General features: G+C 41.9%; 18 protein-coding genes. All 18 read left to right on the forward strand.

The window, feature by feature from the left end:
* Window positions 1-248 precede the first annotated feature (248 nt).
* The 18 genes from dpaA to JOC78_RS14875 all read left to right on the forward strand — a co-directional run bounded on the left by dpaA (window position 249) and on the right by JOC78_RS14875 (window position 20,793).
* Window positions 249-1,127, forward strand: a complete 879-nt coding sequence (gene dpaA, locus JOC78_RS14790) for a dipicolinic acid synthetase subunit A (protein WP_204557258.1) — start codon at window positions 249-251, stop codon at window positions 1,125-1,127.
* A gap of 23 nt (window positions 1,128-1,150) precedes the next feature.
* On the forward strand, window positions 1,151-1,750 hold the full coding sequence (locus JOC78_RS14795; protein ID WP_204557376.1) for a dipicolinate synthase subunit B: 600 nt from the start codon (window positions 1,151-1,153) through the stop codon (window positions 1,748-1,750).
* A 186-nt stretch (window positions 1,751-1,936) separates the two neighbouring features.
* Complete coding sequence (gene asd / locus JOC78_RS14800) at window positions 1,937-2,989, forward strand: aspartate-semialdehyde dehydrogenase (RefSeq protein WP_204557259.1); 1,053 nt, start codon at window positions 1,937-1,939, stop codon at window positions 2,987-2,989.
* Window positions 2,990-3,033: 44 nt separating this feature from the next.
* Window positions 3,034-4,275, forward strand: coding sequence for an aspartate kinase (gene dapG, locus JOC78_RS14805; RefSeq protein ID WP_204557261.1), 1,242 nt, complete (start codon window positions 3,034-3,036; stop codon window positions 4,273-4,275).
* A 30-nt stretch (window positions 4,276-4,305) separates the two neighbouring features.
* Window positions 4,306-5,169: a 4-hydroxy-tetrahydrodipicolinate synthase gene (dapA, locus tag JOC78_RS14810; RefSeq protein WP_204557264.1), complete on the forward strand. Its 864-nt coding sequence runs from the start codon at window positions 4,306-4,308 to the stop codon at window positions 5,167-5,169.
* 605 nt (window positions 5,170-5,774) lie between these two features.
* Entirely contained in the window at window positions 5,775-7,442 is a 1,668-nt protein-coding gene (locus JOC78_RS14815; RefSeq protein ID WP_204557267.1) for a ribonuclease J, read from the forward strand.
* Between the two features lie 125 nt (window positions 7,443-7,567).
* Entirely contained in the window at window positions 7,568-8,302 is a 735-nt protein-coding gene (locus JOC78_RS14820) for a ClpP family protease (protein ID WP_204557269.1), read from the forward strand.
* A gap of 14 nt (window positions 8,303-8,316) precedes the next feature.
* Window positions 8,317-8,508 (forward strand): YlzJ-like family protein, encoded by a 192-nt coding sequence (locus JOC78_RS17915; RefSeq protein ID WP_420829951.1) that lies wholly within the window; start codon window positions 8,317-8,319, stop codon window positions 8,506-8,508.
* Window positions 8,509-8,602: 94 nt separating this feature from the next.
* A complete protein-coding gene (locus JOC78_RS14830) occupies window positions 8,603-10,963 on the forward strand; it encodes a DNA translocase FtsK (RefSeq protein WP_204557273.1) in 2,361 nt (786 codons plus the stop codon).
* A gap of 282 nt (window positions 10,964-11,245) precedes the next feature.
* Window positions 11,246-11,971 carry a GntR family transcriptional regulator gene (locus JOC78_RS14835; protein WP_204557275.1) on the forward strand — a complete coding sequence of 242 codons (726 nt, stop codon included), beginning with the start codon at window positions 11,246-11,248 and terminating at the stop codon, window positions 11,969-11,971.
* A 53-nt stretch (window positions 11,972-12,024) separates the two neighbouring features.
* Complete coding sequence (locus JOC78_RS14840; RefSeq protein WP_204557277.1) at window positions 12,025-13,113, forward strand: BMP family lipoprotein; 1,089 nt, start codon at window positions 12,025-12,027, stop codon at window positions 13,111-13,113.
* Window positions 13,114-13,370: 257 nt separating this feature from the next.
* A complete protein-coding gene (locus JOC78_RS14845; RefSeq protein WP_204557280.1) occupies window positions 13,371-14,900 on the forward strand; it encodes an ATP-binding cassette domain-containing protein in 1,530 nt (509 codons plus the stop codon).
* A complete protein-coding gene (locus tag JOC78_RS14850; RefSeq protein WP_204557283.1) occupies window positions 14,893-15,936 on the forward strand; it encodes an ABC transporter permease in 1,044 nt (347 codons plus the stop codon). The genes JOC78_RS14845 and JOC78_RS14850 overlap by 8 nt, the downstream gene beginning before the upstream one ends.
* Window positions 15,937-16,896, forward strand: a complete 960-nt coding sequence (locus JOC78_RS14855; RefSeq protein ID WP_204557286.1) for an ABC transporter permease subunit — start codon at window positions 15,937-15,939, stop codon at window positions 16,894-16,896.
* 185 nt (window positions 16,897-17,081) lie between these two features.
* The gene (yfmF, locus tag JOC78_RS14860) at window positions 17,082-18,359 is read left to right on the forward strand and encodes an EF-P 5-aminopentanol modification-associated protein YfmF (protein ID WP_204557288.1); all 1,278 of its coding nucleotides are present in this window, start codon (window positions 17,082-17,084) and stop codon (window positions 18,357-18,359) included.
* Window positions 18,359-19,648: an EF-P 5-aminopentanol modification-associated protein YfmH gene (gene yfmH / locus JOC78_RS14865; RefSeq protein ID WP_204557291.1), complete on the forward strand. Its 1,290-nt coding sequence runs from the start codon at window positions 18,359-18,361 to the stop codon at window positions 19,646-19,648. The genes yfmF and yfmH overlap by 1 nt, the downstream gene beginning before the upstream one ends.
* Window positions 19,649-19,746: 98 nt before the next feature.
* The gene (gene ymfI, locus JOC78_RS14870) at window positions 19,747-20,469 is read left to right on the forward strand and encodes an elongation factor P 5-aminopentanone reductase (protein WP_204557294.1); all 723 of its coding nucleotides are present in this window, start codon (window positions 19,747-19,749) and stop codon (window positions 20,467-20,469) included.
* Between the two features lie 66 nt (window positions 20,470-20,535).
* The gene (locus JOC78_RS14875; RefSeq protein ID WP_204557297.1) at window positions 20,536-20,793 is read left to right on the forward strand and encodes a DUF3243 domain-containing protein; all 258 of its coding nucleotides are present in this window, start codon (window positions 20,536-20,538) and stop codon (window positions 20,791-20,793) included.
* Window positions 20,794-20,890 lie beyond the last annotated feature (97 nt).

The raw sequence follows: 20,890 nt of genomic DNA on the forward strand, positions 1-20,890 counted from the left end.
AGGGAAACCCTTTCAGCGGGCCTTTAAGGCCGAGGCCGGTAAGAGAGGCTTTCAGCCGCAGAGCAAACCACCAGTTCACACTGGTGGTTTTGATTGTTTTAGGTGAAGGTTTATTGGTACATAAAATTTGATGGGAGACTGCATATATAAAGAAACAGTCTTTTTTGATTTACGAATGTTTTCACGTAAAAAGTTTTATTTCATACAATGAAAAAGTGAGGGAGAGGAATAAGAGGATGGTGAAGAACATGCTTACAGGGCTTCAAGCAGCTGTACTAGGTGGAGATGCCCGCCAGCTTGAGATTATTCGAAAGCTGACGGAATTAGATGCCAAAATTTACTTGGCGGGATTTGATCAATTAGAACAAAGCTTTACAGGTGCGGTCAAAGAAACGTTAGAAGATGTCCCTTTTGAACAATTAGATGCCATCATCCTTCCGGTTGCAGGTTTGCAGGCAACGGGGGAGATTGAAACGATTTTTTCTGATAAAAATTTGCGTCTTACAGAAGATATGCTGAAAAGAACTCCGCCCAATTGCAAAATTTTTACTGGCATTAGTCCGGCGCTTCTGAGCAATCTTGCAGAAAAAGCAGGACGGCAATTAATCAAATTATTTGACCGTGATGATGTCGCTATTTATAACTCTATTCCAACGGCAGAAGGCACTGTCATGATGGCCATTCAGCACACCGATATTACCATTCACGGCTCAGAAGTAGTTGTGCTCGGCATGGGCCGAGTTGGGATTAGTGTAGCAAGAATTTTTAAAAGCTTAGGGGCAGAAGTGAAACTCGGAGCGAGAAGAAGCGAACATTTAGCCAGAGCGATTGAAATGGGTCTCACGCCGTTTCAAATTGGGCGGCTTGAAAATGAAGTAAAAACAGCAGATATTATCATTAATACCATTCCCCATCAAGTGGTTACAGCATCCGCTATAGCCAGTATGCAAGCCCATGCTCTTATTATTGATTTAGCTTCCAAACCTGGCGGAACAGACTTTCGCTTTGCTGAAAAAAGAGGAATTAAGGCTATATTAGCTCTTGGACTCCCGGGTCTTGTGGCCCCAAAAACAGCGGGGCAGATCCTAGCTAAAGTGCTGGTAGATTTATTGAAAGAAGATGCTTGATGACGAAAGGGGAAATCGAAATCATGGCTTTAAAAGGAAAAAGAATTGGCTTTGGCATCACAGGTTCTCATTGCACCTACAGTGAAATCTATCCTCAAATTCAAAAGTTGATTGCTCTTGGCGCGGAGGTTGTGCCGGTAGTCACTCACACTGTAAACAATACAGCTACAAGGTTTGGGGAAGCAGGAGAATGGGTGGAGAAAATTGAGAAATTGACAGGGAAGAAAGCGGTCAGTACAATTGTTGATGCCGAACCGCTCGGACCTAAATATCCGCTCGACTGTATGGTCATTGCGCCGATTACTGGAAATTCACTGAGTAAATTTGCGAATGCGATGACGGATTCTGCCGTATTGATGGCTGCAAAAGCTACCATTAGAAATCATCGGCCGGTTGTATTAGGTATATCAACAAATGATGCACTTGGGTTAAATGGAACCAATATTATGCGGCTAATGTCAGTAAAGGATATCTTTTTTATTCCGTTTGGCCAAGACGATCCAGTGAATAAGCCTAACTCCATGGTTGCCAGAATGGAAAGCTTAACTGATACAGTAGAAAGTGCATTAAAAGGCGAGCAAGTGCAGCCTGTCATTATTGAAAGGTTTCGCGACGGTTCCTGACCGTCCGAACCCTTCTTCTTTTTTCAATAGATCGACAAATTATTATTCTTTTCACACTTTATTGTGTTAAAATAATAGCTATCAAAAAGTATCGTTATACTTTTTTCACTAGTCTATATTAATAGAGACCAAATTACATACGCAGAAATTATAATCAGCCAAAGATTGTGGAAGGGGAAGATGAAAATGAGTAACAAAGGATTTCATATTGCAGTAGTAGGTGCAACGGGAGCAGTTGGACAGCAAATGCTTGAAACACTAGAAAAAAGAGATTTTCCAATTGGAAAGCTTACTTTGCTTTCATCTGCTAGATCAGCAGGTAAAGTGATTGCATATAAAGGTGAAGATGTAACTGTTCAAGAAGCGAAGCCAGAGAGCTTTGAGGGTGTGGATATTGCATTGTTCAGCGCAGGGGGAAGCATTTCTAAAGCACTGGCGCCTGAGGCAGCTAAACGCGGAGCAATTGTTATTGACAATACAAGCGCTTACCGTATGGACCCTGAAGTGCCGCTTGTTGTTCCTGAGGTAAATAAAGAAGATCTTCGTTTGCATAAGGGCATTATTGCTAATCCCAATTGCTCTACGATCCAAATGGTGGCTGCACTTGAGCCGCTTCGTGCAGCATATGGCCTGAAAAAAGTGCTTGTATCAACGTATCAAGCTGTTTCTGGAGCGGGTGCAAAAGCCATTGAAGAGTTAAATGAGCAAACGAAAGCGCTTGTAAATGGCGAAGATTATGAGCCTCAGATCCTGCCAGTAAGCAGCGATAAAAAACATTACCAAATCGCTTTTAATGCCATTCCTCAAATCGATAAATTTGAAGAAAATGGCTTTACATTTGAAGAAATGAAAATGATCAACGAAACGAAAAAAATTATGCATATGCCAGAGCTTCATGTAGCAGCGACTTGTGTGCGCCTTCCGGTAGCCACAGGCCATTCTGAATCCGTTTATTTTGAAGTGGAAGAATCAAATGTGACAGTAGCAGACGTACATGAAAAGTTAAGCTCTGCACCAGGTGTTGTTCTAGAAGACAACCCTGCGGAACAAATCTATCCTATGCCGGCCAATTGCGTGGGCAAGAACGATGTATTTGTCGGCCGAGTGCGCAAAGACTTAGATGAAGATAAAGGGTTCCATATGTGGGTAGTATCTGATAATTTATTAAAAGGTGCTGCATGGAACTCCGTGCAAATCGCAGAAACACTGATTGAAATGGGTCTAGTTCAAGAGAAATAAGCCATTCATCGGCTTATAAGTATACGAATCCAGAGGTGTATAGATTGAAAATTATTGTCCAGAAATTCGGAGGAACATCGGTTCGCGATGAAGAATCACGATTAAACGCCAAACGTCATATTGATCAAGCGGTTAAAGAAGGGTTCAAAGTAGTAGTCGTCGTTTCTGCCATGGGACGCAAAGGGGAGCCTTATGCGACTGACACGCTGTTATCTCTGGTAGGTGGGTCAAAGACACAAATTGGTTCTCGGGAACAAGATATGCTTCTTTCATGCGGAGAAGTGATTTCTAGCATTGTATTTACTAATATGCTTGTAGACAGCGGATATTCTGCTTGTGCCCTTACAGGAGCTCAGGCGGGATTCGTTACAAATGATGACCATACAAACGCCAAAATAGTCGAAATGAAATGCACCCGTCTATTAAAGGAACTTGAATCTCACGATGTCGTCGTAGTGGCAGGCTTTCAAGGGGCAAGTAAAAAGGGTGATACAACCACCATCGGCCGCGGAGGAAGTGATACTTCTGCCGCTGCACTTGGAGCTGCACTCGGAGCAGAGTGGATTGATATTTTCACAGATGTGAATGGTATTATGACAGCTGATCCTAGGGTAGCAGAAAAAGCTAGACCTCTGCCTGTGGTGACCTACAATGAAGTCTGCAATATGGCCTATCAAGGGGCAAAGGTTATTCACCCTCGCGCTGTGGAAATAGCTATGCAGGCGAAAGTGCCGATTCGCATTCGTTCGACTTATACAGACGAGATCGGAACATTAGTCACTTCTATTTCAAAGCATAGCCAAGGTTCAGATATCCATGAGCGGCTCGTAACAGGAATCGCGCATGTGGCGGATGTCGCACAAATAAAAGTGCAAGCCAAAAAAGATCAGTTTAACCTGCAGGCTGAAGTGTTCAAAGCGATGGCAAATGAAAAAATCAGCGTTGATTTTATCAATATTTCTCCTACAGGAGTCGTTTACACCGTAGCTGGCAATATGGCAGATCGTGCGGTGTCAGTACTGTCTGATATGGGATACGAACCTTCGCTTGAAACAGATTGTGCGAAAGTATCAGTAGTCGGTGCAGGTATGACCGGCGTACCTGGTGTCACGTCAAAAATTGTGACAGCCTTATCAGATAAAGGTGTTCGAATTCTTCAGTCTGCAGACAGTCATACGACGATCTGGGTGCTGGTGAAGAATGAGGAGCTGTCGAAAGCTGTAAATGCGCTGCATGATGCGTTTGAGCTGCATGAAGACCATAATGAACAAGAAGCAAAAAGATAAATAAGGCCAGTTGAAAGAGGAGGAATTGGAATGATTTCTTTCGGGCGTGTGTCAACTGCAATGGTGACACCTTTTGATTCCAAAGGAAATATAGATTTTGAAAAAACCACACAGCTAGTTGACTATTTAATCAACAATGGCACAGATTCTTTAGTTGTTGCCGGAACTACTGGTGAGTCCCCAACATTAACTTCAGAAGAAAAAATTGCTTTATTTCGCCGTGTAGTCAAAGCTGCGAATGGACGAGTACCCATAGTAGCAGGAACAGGAAGCAACAATACACATGCCTCAATCGAACTGACGAAAAAGGCTGAAGAAGCAGGCGTCGATGCGATCATGCTAGTTGCTCCTTACTATAATAAACCGAACCAAGAAGGTTTGTACCAGCATTTTAAAGCGATTGCTGAAGCGACTAAACTCCCGGTAATGATCTATAACATTCCGGGCCGTTCAAGTGTGAACATCACACCTGAAACAACCATCAAGCTGTCCCAAATCTCTAATATTGTGGCAACGAAGGAAGCGAGCGGCAACCTTGATGCGATTACAGAGATTATTGCAGGTACGGATGATGACTTCCAAGTGTACAGCGGTGATGATGGATTAGCGTTGCCAATCTTGTCTGTTGGCGGAAATGGCGTCGTATCTGTCGCTTCCCACGTAGCAGGAAACGAATTGCAAGAAATGGTAACTGCCTTCCTAAACGGCAATTATCAGGAGGCAGCAAAACTTCATCAGCAGCTTCTTCCGTTGATCAGAGGTCTGTTTGCTGCGCCAAGTCCGGTGCCAGTGAAAGCAGCGCTGCAAATGAAAGGTATAGATGCAGGTCCTGTAAGGCTTCCGCTTGTGCCTTTGTCAGAAGAAGAGCGTGCCGCATTGCTGAAACTTTTGTAAATGCTTAAAAAAGCTGGGAGAACGTCTCTCAGCTTTTTTCTATGGAGTGGTTTTTTTGGGGGGAAAAGAACTTTCACCCAGTGAAGTCAAAACGCCTTTATGACGAAAGCCTATTTGCCAGTCGCTCCTGAACGAACGACTTTTGCTTTTCGCTTTTGTCTAGCAAAACGGGCTAGGAGCTCGGGTCAAAAGATCAGCCCCCATAAAGGCAAAGAGCGCCTTTTTGGTGTCTGCCTATTTGCCAGTCGCTCCTGGGCGAGCCCGTTTTGCTTTTCGTTGATGTCTAGCAAAAGCCGTTAGGTGCTTGGGTCAAAAGATCTTTTCCCCTAAAGGCAAAAAGCGCCTTGAGAGGAAAAGCCTATTTGCCCTTCACACCTGGACGAACGGCTTTTGCTTTTCGTTGTGTCCAGCAAATCCCGCTAGGAGCTCGGGTCAAAAGATCAAATAACCTAAAGGCACAAAACGCCTTTTGGTTATTTGCCTATTTGCCTTTCGCTCCTGAACAGCGTGATTTGCTTTTCATTGTGGATTTACTTTCCTTCTTCCATTATAATAAAAATAATGTATGGATCGGGGCTTGTTGTTAATATAGGAGGAAAAAGACATTGAGTAAGAGAAAAAATGAATTAATAAAAGTAATTCCGCTCGGCGGGGTTGGAGAAATCGGAAAGAACATGACAGTGATTGAAGTGGATGATGAGATCTTCGTCATCGATACGGGTTTAATGTTCCCGGAAAACGAGATGCTGGGAATTGATATCGTTATTCCGGACATTTCCTATTTAATTGAAAATAAAGACCGTGTGAAAGGAATCTTTTTAACTCATGGCCATGAAGATGCGATCGGATCTTTAGGGTATGTGATTCAAAAAGTGAAAGCACCGGTATATGGCACGAAATTGACGTTGGCGTTAATTAAAATGCGTCTTCGTGAAGAGAATGTAAAAGAAGAAGTAAAATATTACACGGTTCATTCGGATTCCCGTTTGCGCTTCGGTTCTGTAGACGTAACATTTTTCAGAACGACACACAGCATTCCAGATTCAGTAGGAGTTGCCATTCATACATCTGAAGGAGCGATTGTACATACGGGCGAGTTCAAGTTTGATCAGTCGGCAAAAGGAATGTATACACCTGATATCGGGAAGATGGCTCAGCTTGGGCAAAATGGTGTGTTTATGCTGTTATCTGATTCAACTGAAGCGGAGCGTCCTGGACATACGACATCTGAAGAAGTGATTGCGAATCAGTTATCAGATGCCTTTCATTCTTCAAAAGGGCGTATAATTGTTGCGTCATTTGCATCTAACTTAATAAGAATCCAGCAAGTATTTGATGCGGCTTACCGCAATGGCCGAAAAGTGGCTGTAGGCGGAAAAAGAATGCAGCGTGTCAATGATATCGCCATTAAACTAGGATACTTGACAGTGGAAGAGGGCGTGCTCGTCAGCCTTCAGGAAATTGCTGAGTACCCAGATCATGAAGTGGTCATCTTAACAACAGGCGTTCAAGGAGAGCCAATCGAAGCTCTTCAAAAAATGGCGAAAGGCGCCAACAAATTAGTGAAAATTAAAAAAGGTGACACAGTACTGATAACTGCTACGCCTTCACCTGGATTAGAAGTACTTATGGGTAAAACCGTTGACTTATTATATCGTGCCGGTGCGAATGTATTAACAGGAAACCGTAAAGTCCATGTGTCTGGCCACGGTTTTCAAGAGGATCTTAAGTTTATGCTTAACTTAATGAAGCCTCGATTCTTTATTCCTATTCAAGGGGAATACCGGATGCTGAAAGCGCATGCCAAGCTTGCTGCTCAAACGGGTGTAGCGGAAGAAAACATTTTTATTCCCGAAAAAGGCGATGTGATCGAGTATAAAGGCGATAAAATGCGGGTAAGTTCGAAAGTAACGGCCGGCAATGTGTTAATTGATGGAATCGGTGTAGGGGATGTAGGAAACATCGTCTTAAGAGACCGTAAGCTTTTGTCGCAGGATGGAATTTTTATCGTTGTGATCACTTTAAGTAAAAAAGAACGCAAAATTGTCACTGGACCGGAAATTATTTCACGAGGTTTTGTGTACGTAAGAGAATCTGAGAAGTTAATGGACGAGTCCACTAAGCTGATCACCTCTATTATTGAAAAAAATATGGCGAGAGAAACGTTTGAATGGTCAAGCATTAAACAAGATGTTAGAGATCAATTGAATTCTTTCTTGCATGAAAAAACGAAGAGACGCCCAATGATCCTTCCAATCATTATGGAAGTATAATTCAACTTTTAAGAGCAAACCTGCTTACACACAGGTTTGCTCTTTTTGTGTTCGATAAGCATTTGAATAAATAAGAAGGGATTGCAGAGAATATATATATTCTTTGCTTGAAAGGAGAAGATATTATGGAATATGGAAAAGAACATACAGAAGATGATCCGAGTCAGGACACTAAGCCAGAATCTTCACTCATGGAAAAAATTCAGCAGTTGGGACAGACCAATGTTCCGCAGCTGTCAAAAGACACTTCCATTCATTGTCTAACAATTATCGGGCAAATCGAGGGGCATCTGCAGCTTCCTCCGCAAAATAAAACTACTAAGTATGAACACGTCATTCCGCAGATAGTAGCTATTGAACAGAACTCAGATATTGAAGGGCTGCTCATCGTTCTTAATACGGTAGGCGGTGATGTAGAAGCAGGGCTCGCTATCTCTGAAATGCTGGCATCTTTATCAAAGCCGACCGTCTCAATCGTGCTTGGGGGAGGCCACTCAATTGGCGTGCCTATTGCAGTTTCTTGTGATTATGCATTTATCGCAGAAACAGCCACGATGACGATCCATCCTATTCGATTAACCGGTCTTGTCATTGGTGTTCCTCAAAGCTTTGAATACCTGGATAAAATGCAAGAGAGAGTAGTTAATTTCGTGACGAAACACTCATCTATTGATGAGGAAACATTTAAAGAGCTAATGTTTGCAAAAGGTAATCTGACGAGGGATATTGGCACGAATGTGGTCGGAACGGATGCTGTTGCCTGTGGGCTGATCAACGAAGTAGGGGGAATCGGCAGTGCAATGAAGAAACTGAACGAATTAATTGCTGCCAAAAAAGAAAGCGAGAATTTAATTCAATGATTCTGTACACGATGATGCCTAATGAGCAAATCTTTCCCCAAGAATCAGTTAGTGAAACAGAAATGGTGGTTTATAAGAATGTACCCCTATATGTACAGCGGAATGAAAACAGCTGCACAATCGTGAGAATAGCCAGCACTAATCCGTCCGATTATTTAGATAAATCGCTCTCTCCCGGTCAAGAGATTTCTCTTAAACAGTATTAGATGGATGCGAACAAATATGCTATAATAAAGAAGGCAGCCCGAACGGCTGCTTTCTTTATTATTGAGGTTATTCTACAAATTATAGGTGGTATAAATGGCAAAGAAAAAGGGGAAAACATCAAACCGAAATACGAAAAAAACATCACAAGTGAAAGAAACAGTCAGGTTTGAGCTCATTGGCATTGTCATGATTGCGCTCAGCTTGATTGGGATTATCAAATTAGGTGCCGTCGGAAAAGCCTTTGTTTACTTTTTTCGTTTTTTCTTTGGAGAATGGTATATGGTTGGATTTATCGGTGCGATGATTTACGCAGGATACATAATGGTGAAACGAACCAAACCAATGATCTTCCGAAGAAAGCTGATTGGCTTATATTTTATGACAGCGAGCATGCTTCTTTTAAGCCACGTTAAGTTATTTGAGCTTTTGTCAGACAACGGCGGATTTGACCGTCCAAGCGTTCTGATGAATACGTGGGAGCTTTATTGGATGGAGGTTAAAGGAGAAGCAGGAAGCGGAAGTGATCTTGGCGGAGGGATGCTTGGAGCGGCTCTCTTTGCTGTATCGTACTTTTTGTTTGATACATTAGGTACAAGGATATTGAGTGTGGTTCTCATATTAATCGGCCTGATCCTGATTACGGGCAAGTCGTTTGGAGAGCTGTTTGGCCGTTTTTTCACAGTGCTCGGAGGCGGACTAAACAATCAGTGGCAAGCGTTTCGCCAGGATATGAAAGATTGGAAGACTGAGAGGAAAGACCGTCAAAGCAAAAAAGAACCAAAAGAAAAAGAACTAACGCAAGATCGCTCGCGGAAATCCTCAGCTAAACAGCCCGCTCTGATTGAAGAGTCTGACTACGAAGCACCGGAACCTATTATTTCAAGCTTCGCAGAAAGAGCTTATACAGAGGAGCCTGCAGCTGATAAAGAACCTCCGCTTAAGGCTGAAAAGCAGAAGGAAAATAGTGAATCATCGGATGACAAAGAAGTTGTTCCGCCGATCACATTCACAGAAGTTGAAAATAAAGATTATAAGCTTCCGCCTATTAAGCTATTAAAAAGACCTAAACAAGCGGACCAAAGCAGTGAATATCAGCAAATTCATGCAAATGCAGCTAAATTAGAAAGAACCTTTTTGAGTTTTGGCGTGAAGGCAAAAGTAACACAAGTTCATTTAGGACCAGCGGTGACGAAATATGAAGTTCATCCAGATGTTGGGGTGAAGGTTAGCAAAATTGTGAGTTTAAGTGATGACCTTGCTTTGGCCTTGGCAGCAAAGGATATCAGAATGGAAGCGCCTATCCCTGGAAAGTCAGCGATTGGCATTGAAGTGCCTAATTCAGAGGTGGCGATGGTATCCCTTCGTGAAGTAGTGGAATCGAATGCTAATGAAAAGCCTAATTCGAAGCTGTTAATTGCATTTGGGCGGGATATTACAGGTGAAGCTGTTTCGGCCGAACTGAATAAAATGCCTCATTTACTTGTAGCCGGGGCGACAGGAAGCGGAAAAAGTGTGTGCATTAACGGGATCATCACCAGTATTTTAATGAGAGCTAAGCCACATGAAGTCAAACTCATGATGATCGACCCGAAAATGGTGGAACTGAACGTCTACAATGGCATCCCTCATTTGCTTGCACCTGTTGTTACAGATGCCAAAAAAGCATCACAAGCATTAAAGAAAGTAGTCAGTGAAATGGAAAGACGTTATGACCTTTTCTCTCACAGCGGAACAAGGAACATCGAAGGCTATAATGAACATGTAAAGCGTCATAACAATGAAACAGGAGAAAAGCAGCCCCTGCTGCCTTATATCGTTGTGATCGTCGATGAGTTAGCGGATTTAATGATGGTTGCTTCAAACGATGTAGAAGATTCTATTACACGTCTCGCACAAATGGCTCGTGCGGCAGGTATCCATTTAATCATAGCTACGCAAAGACCTTCTGTTGATGTAATCACTGGTGTCATTAAAGCGAATATTCCTTCCCGAATTGCCTTTGCCGTCTCATCCATGACAGACTCAAGAACAATCCTTGATATGGGAGGAGCCGAAAAGCTATTGGGACGCGGGGATATGCTGTTTTTCCCAGTCGGAGCAACGAAGCCCGTCCGAGTCCAAGGCGCCTTTTTATCAGATGAGGAAGTGGAAGAAATCGTTGATTACGTCATTTCCCAGCAAAAAGCTCAGTACCAAGAAGAAATGATTCCAGAGGATATTCCGGAAGCATCAAGTAACGTAGATGATGATTTATATGATGATGCAGTGCAATTAGTCTCCGAAATGCAGACCGCTTCCGTATCTATGCTGCAAAGACGATTTAGAATAGGGTACAGCCGGGCAGCCCGATTAATTGACGAAATGGAAGTAAGGGGAATAGTCGGTCCTTATGAAGGTAGTAAGCCTCGTACCGTTTTAGTATCCAAACCTTCGGAAGAGCAACCGGTGAATTAAGCCAAGCTGCTGAACAAAGACATTTGTTCAGCAGCTTTTTTACATTTGTATTTTTAGTGAAGGTGATGAACGAGCCAAATTAATAAAAATGTAAGCGGTTTCCTTATTGCTGCACAAGGGAATAAATATTTATGCATGTCACTGGTATACGCAAAAAAACATTTTTCAACAAAATGTTTTTTTACCTTTCCAATCCCGGCAAAAAATGATATCTTAAATTTAAATTAGTAGAAATGTTATACATCAGATGTCTGATGTCGTACGAAAGATGGTGGTGGTTTTATGACGATAAAGTCGGATAGCAGGCATTTATATTTACAAGTGATTGACCGCTTGAAAAAGGATATAGAAGCGGGAATTTATCAAGAGAAAGAAAAGCTTCCTTCAGAGTTTGAACTGGCTAAAAAGTTAGGAGTCAGCCGAGCGACATTAAGAGAGGCTCTAAGAATTCTAGAAGAAGAAAATGTGATCACTAGAAGACATGGGGTAGGGACTTTTGTCAATTCAAAGCCATTATTCACTTCAGGGATTGAACAGCTCATAAGCGTCACTGACATGATTGTTCAAGCCGGCATGGAACCAGGCACCATTTTTCTAAGCTCAGCCACACAAAATGCGACTGAAGAAGATGTTCGCCGTTTTTCTTGCAGCCTTGAAGATGAGGTAGTGGTAATTGAAAGGGTTCGGACTGCTAATGGAGAACCGGTCGTTTACTGTTTGGACAAGATTCCGAAGAAGTACTTTCCTGATAACTATGATTACAAGGACGAATCTTTGTTCACGATGCTTGATCGAATGGGCAACAGAAGAATAAGTCATGCTGTCGCTCAAATCGAGCCATTTGGGTATCACGAGAAAGTTTCACCGATTCTTCAGTGTGATCCTGAAACCGCTTTACTTGTTTTAAAGCAGCTTCACTTCGATGAATTGGATGAACCTATCCTGTATTCGGTGAACTATTTTAAAGCAGATAAATTCAGATTCCACGTGTTAAGAAAACGAGTGTAAAGATGCAGACATTTCTACTTAATTTAAACTAATGTAAAGAGGGGGCAATTTTCATGAAGAGACGCAAATTCGGTTTTGCCATGTCAGCGATTCTAGCAGCAGGAACAATTTTAGGTGCTTGCGGCGGCGGTGGTGAAGAAGAAAAAGGACAAGAAGGAAACGGTTCTGAAAAGGATGATAAATTTACTGTAGCCATGGTCACAGATGTTGGCGGAGTAGATGACAAATCCTTTAACCAATCAGCATGGGAAGGCCTTCAGGAGTTTGGAAAAGAGAATGATTTAGAAAAAGGCACAGATGGCTATAACTACATTCAATCTAAATCAGATGCAGATTATAAAACGAACTTAAATACAGCGGTAAGAAATAAATTCGACTTAATTTATGGAATCGGTTACAAATTGCAGCCGGCTATTGAAGAAGTGGCTAAACAGCGTAAAGATAGCCAGTTTGCCATTGTTGACAGTGTCGTAGAAGGTGCTGACAACGTAGCCAGCATTACTTTTAAAGAGCATGAAGGTTCATTCCTTGTGGGTGTTGCAGCTGGACTAAGCACGAAGTCAAACAAAATCGGCTTCATCGGCGGAACAGACAGTGACTTAATCAACAAATTTGCAGCTGGTTTTGAAGCGGGAGTAAAAGCTGTTAATCCAGAAGCAAGTGTAAAAATTGAATATGCAGGCGCGTTCGATAAAGCGGATAAAGGCCAGCAAATGGCTTCTGCTATGTACAGCTCTGGCATTGACACCATCTACCATGCAGCTGGTGCTACTGGAAACGGTGTATTTACAGAAGCGAAGAACTTAAAACAAAAGAATCCGGATAAAGATGTATGGGTAATCGGTGTTGACCGCGACCAAGCGGAAGAAGGAAAAGTAACTGTTGATGGCAAAGAGCAAAACGTAACATTAACTTCTATGGTTAAACGTGTAGATATCGCTGTAAAAGACTTAGCTGATCAAGCAAAAGACGGTAAATTCCCAGGCGGCGAAGTGACTGAATACGGCTTAGATGATAACGCAATCAGCATCGCTCCTACACAAGATAATTTATCAGATGAAGTGAAAAAAGCAGTAGAAGAGTGGACTGAAAAAATTAAAAATGGTGAAGTGGAAGTTCCATTAAAGCCAGAAGGTAAGTAATTATAAGCTATGGAGCGGATGGTTCTATCAATCCGCTCCTGCTTTAAACAGGCTAACAGATGTACAATAAAGTATTGTCGATTTGTTAGGGTGTTTAAAGACAGCAAATCATTTCGATACGCGTCAATGGATGGATCAGCCTTCTCATCCATTAAAAGGTCGGACATCCTACATGAAAAAAGATCTAGTTCAAAAATTTTTATTCTTATTTTCTTTTGGCTTTATAAACAGATACCATACGTAAGGAGTGAGCTCAAGTGGAACATGTTATAGAAATGCTTGGCATCCGAAAAGAATTCAACGGGTTTGTAGCCAATGATGATATCACGCTTCAGCTGCAAAAAGGAGAAATCCATGCATTGCTAGGAGAAAATGGTGCGGGTAAATCTACTTTAATGAATGTGTTATTTGGATTATACCAGCCGGAACAGGGAGAGATACGTGTGCATGGCAAAAAGGTGCACATCACAAGCCCTAACAGAGCGAATGATTTGGGAATTGGAATGGTTCATCAGCATTTTATGCTTGTTGATACCTTCACCGTAACTGAAAATATTATTCTTGGCATGGAGCCAAAATCGGGCGGGAAAATAGACATCGCCAAAGCGGAAAAAGAAGTTAAGGAATTATCCGAACGATACGGTCTTTCAGTTGATCCAACAGCTAAAATAGCAGATATTTCAGTAGGTATGCAGCAGCGGGTTGAAATATTAAAGACTTTGTACCGTGGTGCAGAGATAGTCATTTTTGATGAACCGACCGCTGTTTTAACTCCACAGGAAATCAGAGAACTGATTCAAATTATGCGAACGCTGATCAAAGAAGGCAAGTCGATTATCTTAATCACTCACAAGCTGAAAGAGATTATGGAAGTATGTGACCGAGTGACAGTTATCCGCAAAGGAAAAGGGATCGGAACAGTCAATGTATCTGAAACGGATCCGAATCATTTAGCGAGTTTAATGGTGGGAAGAGAAGTAACATTTAAAACGGAAAAACAAGAGGCGCACCCAAAAGAGAATGTCCTTGAGGTTAGAGATTTAGTGGTAAAAGACTCACGGGGCATTGAAGCAGTAAGAGGTTTGAACCTGAATGTGCGGGCTGGAGAGATCTTAGGCATTTGCGGAATTGACGGAAACGGCCAGAGCGAACTGATTGAAGGGATCACGGGTCTTCGCAAGGTGGAAAAGGGAACGGTATCTATAAACGGGAAAGATATAACGAACTTTAAGCCGCGTAAAGCAACGGAGACTGGGTTAGGCCATATTCCGCAGGATCGCCATAAACATGGACTTGTGCTAGACTTTCCGATCGGTGAAAACATGGTTTTGCAGACATATTACCATAAGCCATTTTCCAAAAACGGCGTCTTAAATTTCAAGCAAATTTATAAAAAAGCCACTCATTTAATTGAAGAATTTGATGTCCGTACACCTGATGAGTACACACCAGCGAGAGCATTATCTGGTGGAAATCAGCAAAAAGCGATCATTGGGCGTGAAATAGACCGTGATCCTGATTTATTGATTGCTGCTCAGCCAACGCGAGGACTGGATGTAGGGGCCATTGAGTTTATTCATAAACGTCTGATTGAACAAAGAGATCATGGCAAAGCGGTTCTTCTCATCTCTTTTGAATTAGAAGAAATCATCAATGTCAGTGACCGGATTGCTGTTATCTATGAAGGCGAAATTGTTGCTATTGTCGATCCTAAACAAACAACAGAACAAGAACTGGGCTTAATGATGGCTGGTTCTAAAAGAGAAGCAGGTGAGATGAATGTCTAATCGGTTTTCAAATTTATTGGTGCCGGTCGTTTCCGTATTATTGGGTTTGCTTGTAGGTGCTTTGATCATGGTGATCAGCGGCTATAACCCTGTAGAGGGATATGCTGCTCTTTGGAACGGCGCGATGGGGGATACATTTTATACAGGTGAAACACTGAGACAAATGACTCCCTATATTTTTGCCGGGCTAGCGGTGGCTTTCGCTTTTCGTACCGGATTATTTAATATTGGTGTAGAAGGACAGCTTCTAGTGGGATGGGTTGCTTCTGTATGGGTAGGTTTAGCATTTGATTTGCCTAAAATCATTCATTTGCCTCTAGCCGTTTTAGCTGCAGCTGTCGCAGGAGCTTTCTGGGGATTCATTCCGGGGTTCTTAAAAGCGCGTCTTCGTGTACATGAAGTAATTGTGACTATTATGATGAACTATATTGCCTTGCATGTGACGAATCACTTCATTCGAAATGTCATTAGTGACAAAGCCGATGCGACCGATGCAGTGCCAGAAACAGCAAGTTTAAAATCGCCGTTTTTCGAAACATTGACTGACTATTCTTCTTTGCATAATGGCATTTACCTAGCCTTTTTTGCGGCGGTTATTATGTGGTTCATTTTAGAAAAAACGACGCTTGGATTTGAATTGCGTGCAGTCGGGTACAACCAGCATGCGTCACAATATGCCGGAATGAACGTCAACCGCAACATTATTCTTTCCATGGTGATTTCAGGAGCATTCGCTGGACTTGGCGGTGCGATGCAGGGTCTGGGTACATTCGGAAACGCCTTTCTTCACTCAGGCTTCTCTGGTGTAGGATTTGACGGGATTGCTGTTGCACTGCTAGGAGGAAATACTGCATTAGGAGTGGTGCTGGCTGCACTATTATTCGGCGGTTTAAAAGTAGGTGCGCTCAATATGCCGATTGAATCAGGCGTGCCAAATGAACTTGTAGAAATAGTGATTGCTTTAATTATCTTCTTTGTCGCTTCAAGTTATATGATTAAGTGGATCATCAGTCGTTTCAAAAGGGAGGTGAAATAAGTGGACATCTTAACTATTTTATCAATTATTATTTCTTCTTCTTTGTTTGCAGCTGCGCCACTTATTTTCACAGCACTGGGAGGAGTATTCTCTGAACGTGCCGGAGTCGTTAATATCGGTCTTGAAGGGTTAATGATTATTGGAGCATTTACAGCGATTGTCTTTAATTTAACGTTTGCCTCTGCTTTTGGGGATGCTACACCTTGGGTTTCATTGTTTGCAGCGATGGCGATTGGCGGATTATTTTCCCTTCTTCATGCATTGGCTTCTATTACTTTCCGGGCCGATCAAGTGGTCAGCGGTGTCGCCATTAACTTTTTGGCACTAGGTGCATCACTGTTCTTAGTCAAGCTGATATATGATAAAGGGCAGACAGATATTATTAAAATGAACTTTAAGAAAGTGGATATCCCGGTATTAAGTGATATCCCAGTCATTGGAAAGTTATTCTTTAACAATATTTCTTATGCGTCATTCATTGCCATTGGCCTTGCTTTTGTGGTTTGGTATGTTTTATATAAAACACCTTTTGGGCTCCGGCTCCGTGCTGTAGGCGAACATCCGATGGCAGCGGATACGATGGGGATTAATGTAACGAAAATGCGCTATATTGCTGTGTTTCTTTCGGGTGTTCTTGGCGGTCTTGGCGGAGCGGTATATGCTCAGTCGATTTCATTAGACTTTAGCCATGCTACGATTACAGGTCAAGGGTTTATGGCTCTCGCTGCCATGATTTTTGGGAAGTGGCATCCGCTAGGTGCAATGGGCGCTGCAATCTTCTTTGGATTTGCTCAAAGTTTAAGTATTGTCGGCTCAAGCATTCCGTTCTTAGAGAATGTGCCAGCTGTGTATTTATTGGCTGCGCCTTATGTATTAACCATATTAGCGCTTGCTGGGTTTATCGGCCGAGCGGATGCACCTAAAGCACTTGGAACGCCTTATATTAAAGGAAACAGATAAGTAAGAAGAAAACCGTTCTCTACATGCAGAGAGCGGTTTTTTAGCGGGCTTGTAGCTTATTCATTTTCAATCTTTATCCACTGATGTATAGTTATAGTAAGTTTTTAGCAAAATAAGGAGCATGGATAAATAGAATATAGGTAAGGATGATAGACATAAGCTGTTTTGGATAAGGAGGATGTTCAGTGACTTTAGTAGATGAAAAAATCGTGAAAAAGAAGGGGTATAATCTCCATCTTGTACAGACAGAGAAGTATAAGACAAATACGCTTGTCTGGAAGATGAAAGCACCGCTAGAGCGGGAAACGGTGACGAAACGAGCCTTATTGCCCTACGTCTTGCAAGCAGGTTCTAAAGCTTATCCGACATCAACAAAGCTGCGCTCTTATTTAGATGATTTGTACGGCGCCAGTTTTTACGTGGACTTAGCTAAAAAAGGCGATTATCATATCATGAGTTTCTCATTAGAAATTGCTAACGAGAAATTTCTTAAAGATTCTGCCCCCCTGCTTGAAAAGGGTGTTCAATTCCTTCAGGAGATTCTATTTAACCCTCATATACAAGACAATCAATTCGACGACGAGATTGTCAAAAGCGAAAAACGAAATTTGAAACAGCGAATTCAGTCTGTTTATGATGATAAAATGCGTTTTGCAAGCATGCGTTTATTGGAAGAAATGTATAAAGGCAGTCCGTATTCACTACAGGCAAATGGGAATCTGGACGATATTGATGCGATCGGTCCGGACGAATTATACCAATATTTTCTTTCAGCCCTAGAAGAAGATGAAATTGATTTTTATATTATTGGCGATGTGGAATTGTCACAAGCTGAACAAATAACTGATTCCCTATTTGAATTAAAGGATCGACAACCGAAATCAGCTGCAGCAGAGAGTGTTGCCTCAAAAAATGAACCAAATGAAGTGCAAGAGCAGCAGGAGATCAATCAAGGTAAGCTTCATATTGGCTATCATACACATGTTTCTTATGGAGATCCTGACTATTTTGCCCTTCAAGTATTTAATGGTATTTTCGGCGGATTCTCTCACTCGAAACTTTTTGCCAATGTCCGTGAAAAAGCCAGTCTCGCTTATTATGCAGCAAGCCGAATTGAGAGCCATAAAGGGTTTATGATGGTTTTATCAGGGATCGACAGTAAGAATTACAGCCAAGCGGTGAAGATCATCCGCGAACAGCTGGATGCAATGAAAAATGGTGAGATATCTGATACTGAAATTCTTCAGACACGTGCAGTCATTCGGAATCAGCTGCTTGAAACGATCGACACGTCAAGAGGCCTGGTAGAAATTCTTTATCATAATGTCGTTGCTCATACACAAGTGACGTTAGATGAATGGCTTGAAAAAGTGGAAAGAACCACGAAAGAAGAAGTAACAGCAGTTGCTGCCAAAGTGAATATAGATACTATTTATTTCTTGTCGGGACTGGAGGGAGCGTAATGGAAAAAATAGCGTTTGATCAGCTGCAGGAAGAATTATTTTATGAAAAAATGGAAAATGGATTAGATGTCTATATCTTGCCGAAAAAAGGATTTAATAAAGCCTACGCTACGTTTACAACGAAATACGGATCCATTGACAATCAGTTTGTACCGCTCGATCAAAGTGATTATGTGAATGTGCCAGATGGGATCGCCCATTTTCTTGAGCATAAAATGTTTGAAAAGGAAGATGGTGACGTCTTTCAGTCGTTTAGCAAGCAGGGGGCATCTGCCAATGCTTTTACATCATTCACAAGAACAGCTTATTTATTTTCAAGCACAGCGAACGTAAAGCAAAACTTGGAAACATTGATTAACTTTGTGCAAGATCCTTACTTTACAGAAAAAACAGTGGAGAAAGAGAAGGGGATCATCGGCCAGGAAATTCGTATGTATGAAGATAATGCGGATTGGCGAGTGTATTTTGGATTGATTGAGAATATGTACCATAACCATCCTGTCAAAATTGATATTGCCGGTACAGTCGAATCCATTGCTGAGATTACTAAAGATCATTTGTATGAATGCTACAATACTTTTTATCACCCAAGCAATATGCTTCTTTTCGTTGTTGGTTCGATTGACCCCGAAGAAACAATGAACTTTGTGCGTCAGAACCAAAATGAAAAGAAATACCAAGATAAGCAGGAAATCCAGCGTCATTTTGATGAAGAGCCTGAATCGGTGAAGGAAAAAAATCGGGTGTTAAAAATGAATGTGCAAACGGCGAAGTGCGAAGTCGGGCTAAAAGCGGTCGATACACATCTTCAAGGAAAAGAACTGCTGAAAAGAGAATTGACGATGAATGTGCTTCTCGATATGCTGTTCGGACGAAGCTCAGCTATTTATTATGATATGTACAGAGAAGGCATCATTGATGACACGTTTAATTATGATTATACGCAAGAACTAGGATTCGGATTTGCCATGATCGGCGGAGACACGCCTTCACCTGAAGAGCTGGAAAAAAGAATCCAGTCGATCTTACTAGAGGCGAAAGAAGGCAAGTATATCTCTCAGGAAGCCTTAGAGCGAACAAAGAAGAAAAAAATCGGCACGTTTTTGCGGGCCATTAATTCTCCTGAGTATATCGCTAATCAGTTTACGCGCTATAAGTTTAATGAAATGGATCTGTTTGAAGCGGTGCCGGTATTAGAAAACTTATCTGAAACTGATATTAAGGAAGCTGCGGCTCATATGATAGCTGAGGATCGATTAACGGCTTTTCACGTTGTGCCGAAACAATAAAAGGCGGAGTCTGTTCGAAACAAGAACAGACTCTTATTTATATGTCAAAAACGGATAAATTTTTAAGGAAAAGATCATGAGAAAAAAGGGGTCACAAAATGAGCAAGTACGTCTTAATTACAGGTGCAAGCGGAGGGATCGGGCAAGAAACTGCAAGGAAATTTGCTGAAAAAGGCTGGAATCTCTATCTTCAATATTACTCAGGCGAAGAGCGGATTCAGGATCTTAAAAACGAGTTAGAAAAGAAGGGAGCAGAAGTCATTGCGATTCAGGCAGACTTAACTTCTTTCAATGGGCCAGACGTTTTAATGAACAGCATTTTCTCGGTGCAGGCTGCTGTGTTTGCAGGAGGAACCGCCCATTATGGATTGTTTCAAGATACATCAGCTGAAGAGATGGATCGCTTATGGGAGCTGCATGTAAAGGGCCCTATGAGGATTGTTCAAAAATTAATTGCTAAATTCCAAATGGAAGACCAGGCAGCGATTGTGTTCATTTCCTCGATTTGGGGCCAGACGGGAGCTTCTTGCGAAGTGGTTTATTCTGCAGTTAAAGGCGCGCAAATCGCTTTGACAAAAGCCTTGGCAAAGGAATTAGCGCCTTCTAACATTAGAGTCAATGCGGTAGCGCCAGGGGCGGTTGATACGCCCATGCTGTCAGGCTTTTCAGAAGAAGAACTGCATGAATTAGCCGGTGACATTCCGATGGGGAGGCTTGCTAAACCAGAGGAGATTGCCAATGCTGTCAGTTACTTATGTTCAAAGGATTCATCTTATATAACTGGACAGATTATTGGTGTTAACGGCGGATGGCACACATAATCATGCATAATTTCATGAAGGATGAAACAAACTAGGATTGTAACTCATGAAAGGAGGAACAATCTAATGTCTGTACTTGATAACTGGCAAGATTGGAAAAACTTTTTAGGAACTAAGTTGCACCAAGCAGAGGACAATGGAATGAGTCACCAAGTCGTTAATAACTTTGCTTACCAAGTAGGGGATTATTTGGCTAAACAAGTTGAGCCGAAGAATGAACAGGAAAGAGTGTTGGCTGACCTGTGGTCTGTTGCTTCAGAAGAAGAACAGCATGCCATTGCAAACATGATGGTAAAATTGGTTCAAAATAACGGCGGCCGCTAAAAGAGAGGGGATTTCCCCTCTCTTTTTTCTTTCATTAATGGATTAAATCATATATTATAGAAACAAGATGTTTAATTACTTATGTCTTTTCTGGTTA

Origin of the sequence: Bacillus ectoiniformans, assembly GCF_016908875.1 — a bacterium.
Classification (GTDB): domain Bacteria; phylum Bacillota; class Bacilli; order Bacillales; family Domibacillaceae; genus Bacillus_BX; species Bacillus_BX ectoiniformans.

Bases quoted from the DNA above. Each gene is read 5' to 3' on its own strand.
- JOC78_RS17915 (WP_420829951.1), top strand. From the start codon at position 8,317: ATGCCTAATGAGCAAATCTTTCCCCAAGAATCAGTTAGTGAAACAGAA.
- dpaA (WP_204557258.1), top strand. From the start codon at position 249: ATGCTTACAGGGCTTCAAGCAGCTGTACTAGGTGGAGATGCCCGCCAG.
- yfmH (WP_204557291.1), top strand. From the start codon at position 18,359: ATGGAAAAAATAGCGTTTGATCAGCTGCAGGAAGAATTATTTTATGAA.
- JOC78_RS14835 (WP_204557275.1), top strand. From the start codon at position 11,246: ATGACGATAAAGTCGGATAGCAGGCATTTATATTTACAAGTGATTGAC.
- dapA (WP_204557264.1), top strand. From the start codon at position 4,306: ATGATTTCTTTCGGGCGTGTGTCAACTGCAATGGTGACACCTTTTGAT.
- JOC78_RS14795 (WP_204557376.1), top strand. From the start codon at position 1,151: ATGGCTTTAAAAGGAAAAAGAATTGGCTTTGGCATCACAGGTTCTCAT.
- JOC78_RS14830 (WP_204557273.1), top strand. From the start codon at position 8,603: ATGGCAAAGAAAAAGGGGAAAACATCAAACCGAAATACGAAAAAAACA.
- ymfI (WP_204557294.1), top strand. From the start codon at position 19,747: ATGAGCAAGTACGTCTTAATTACAGGTGCAAGCGGAGGGATCGGGCAA.
- JOC78_RS14820 (WP_204557269.1), top strand. From the start codon at position 7,568: ATGGAATATGGAAAAGAACATACAGAAGATGATCCGAGTCAGGACACT.
- asd (WP_204557259.1), top strand. From the start codon at position 1,937: ATGAGTAACAAAGGATTTCATATTGCAGTAGTAGGTGCAACGGGAGCA.
- JOC78_RS14875 (WP_204557297.1), top strand. From the start codon at position 20,536: ATGTCTGTACTTGATAACTGGCAAGATTGGAAAAACTTTTTAGGAACT.
- JOC78_RS14850 (WP_204557283.1), top strand. From the start codon at position 14,893: ATGTCTAATCGGTTTTCAAATTTATTGGTGCCGGTCGTTTCCGTATTA.
- JOC78_RS14840 (WP_204557277.1), top strand. From the start codon at position 12,025: ATGAAGAGACGCAAATTCGGTTTTGCCATGTCAGCGATTCTAGCAGCA.